The organism is Colwellia psychrerythraea (genome assembly GCF_000764185.1).
GTDB lineage: Bacteria > Pseudomonadota > Gammaproteobacteria > Enterobacterales > Alteromonadaceae > Colwellia > Colwellia psychrerythraea_B.
This window is the reverse complement of sequence record NZ_JQEC01000012.1, coordinates 1-2,360: the sequence shown is the minus strand read 5'-3', so window position 1 is coordinate 2,360 and position 2,360 is coordinate 1. Positions and strand designations below refer to the sequence as shown.

General features: G+C 40.6%; 1 protein-coding gene. It reads left to right on the top strand.

What is annotated here, in order from left to right; translation table 11 throughout:
- Positions 1-2,360: non-ribosomal peptide synthetase (locus GAB14E_RS16090; RefSeq protein WP_033081457.1), on the top strand; the 2,360-nt coding region annotated here is incomplete at both ends.

Sequence of the window (2,360 nt, the reverse complement as noted above, 5' to 3'; positions counted from 1 at the left end):
TCGATACACTCTCTGATCTTAGATGAACCAAGACCAGAAGAAAAGCAATATGCAGGGGCACGAGTCTCGGGACAATTGTCAGGAGATATTGCGTGTTCATTGCAGCACATTGCAAAAGCGCATCAGCTAACGCCATTTATGTTATTACATGCTGCTTTAGCGCTGGTTTTAGCTCGCCACAGCAATAGCCATGATATTGTTATCGGCACACCTGTTGCCAACAGATTACAGGCAGAGCTTGAGCCGCTAATAGGATTTTTTGTCAATACTTTAGTCCTCAGGCTTGATACCAATCATCAAGACTTAAGCGATTATTTGGCCCATGTACGTGAGGTACATTTAGATGCACAATCGAATCAGGATGTGCCATTTGAACGTTTGGTTGAAAAATTAAATATTTCGCGCAGCAGTGCTTATACTCCCGTATTTCAAATTATGCTGACGACAGACACGGATTATGGGTTAGGGGAAAATAAAGAAAGGCAGCAGCTGACTTTACCGGGAGTAACCTTATCCCCGTTGCCAGCAGAGCACATTACTGCCAAATTTGATTTGGATATTCGTATCAGTCTCAATGAAAATGGTGTAAATCTTGAGTGGGTTTTTGATAAAGCCATCTTTAATGAAGCTCATATAATTCAATTCAATGATCATCTATCTCGTTTACTAACGGGATTAGCTACATTGAATGAAAAAGAACTTTCCGGACCGCTGCAAATAAGAAATTTGCCTGTTTTGTCAGTACAAGAAACAAACTATCTCATTCGTGAAATAAATGATACTGAGCAGTATTTTCCAGAAGATAAATGTATTCATGAGTTGTTTGAAGCACAGGCTTTAGTGACCCCGAATAACATTGCTTTAGTTTTTGAAGGTGAACAACTCACCTATCAGGCGCTCAACCAGAAGGCGAACCGAGTAGCGAATTATTTGGTAGAGCAGCATCATATTATACCAGATACCCTAGTGGGAATATGCGTAGAACGCTCACTAGATATGGTCGTCGGCATACTAGGAATATTGAAATCTGGGGGCGCTTATGTGCCTCTTGATCCAAGTTATCCTGAGGCGCGCCTTAATTATATACTCAGCGATGCTGATGTTTCTTTGGTGTTGACGCAGGAAAGCTTGTTAGCAAAAGTAGGGTTAGGAGAGCGACAAGCCGTGTGTTTGGACGGTGAGCTTCTTGAGCATGATCCCTCTGCGACAGATCAGACAGATAATGTAAAGAAAGAAGCTTTAGGGCTGAACTCATCACATTTAGCTTATGTGATCTATACGTCAGGCTCAACCGGGCAGCCTAAAGGGGTAGCGATCAGACATAGCAATACTAACGCTATGCTGCATTGGGCTAATTCAACCTTTGCCCCTGATGAACTTTCAAAAGTGTTGGCGAGTACTTCTTTAAATTTTGACTTGTCTGTGTTCGAGTTATTTGTGCCTCTTTGTTTCGGTTATCAGTGTATTTTGGTTAAAGATGCGTTTACATTGATAGAACAACGTATTGAGCCCAGTTTAATTAATACTGTACCGTCAGCCATTAAAGTTTTGCTGGAGAATAAGTCTATTTCAGACAGTGTTAAGCTCATCAACCTTGCGGGAGAGCCTTTAAGTACTGAGATAGTCAATGAAATATTGAATAATACAGATTGTACAAAAGTATATAATTTGTATGGTCCATCAGAAGATACCACTTACTCAACTTCTATGGCTTTTACATCTGCCATAAATAATAAGCCAGGAATAGGGAGAGTAATAGCAAACAGTCAGGCATTTGTATTAACACAAGGGCTGGAATTAGCGCCTTTTGGTGTTGCAGGTGAATTGTACTTATCAGGAGCAGGTGTCGCCAAAGGTTACCTTAATAAACCAGAATTAACCGCTGAGCGCTTTATTGATAATCCGTATTATGATGAAGCCAACCACAATAGTTCAAAGAGTTTGTATAAAACTGGCGATTTGGTGCGTTATTTACCGGATGGAAATTTAGAATATATTAACCGCATAGACGATCAAGTTAAGATCCGCGGTTTTAGAATAGAGCTTGGTGAGATTGAATCTCATATAAATAAGCAGGCTGAAGTTGACAGCGTTTTAGTATTAGCTAAAGAGTTGATGGTGGGAGAGAAGCAGTTGGTGGCTTATGTCAAGCGAACTGCTGTTATACAAACAACACCTACCGCTAACGAGGTTAAAGAAGAAGATTCAACCGTTTTAACTGATGGTGCTTTTATCACATCGCTTAAAGAAGCTATTGCGAATGATTTACCAAATTATATGGTACCTAGTTTGTTTGTGATTGTTCCGGAGTGGCCGTTGATGCCAAACGGTAAAATTAACCGTAGTGGGTTGCCTGAGCC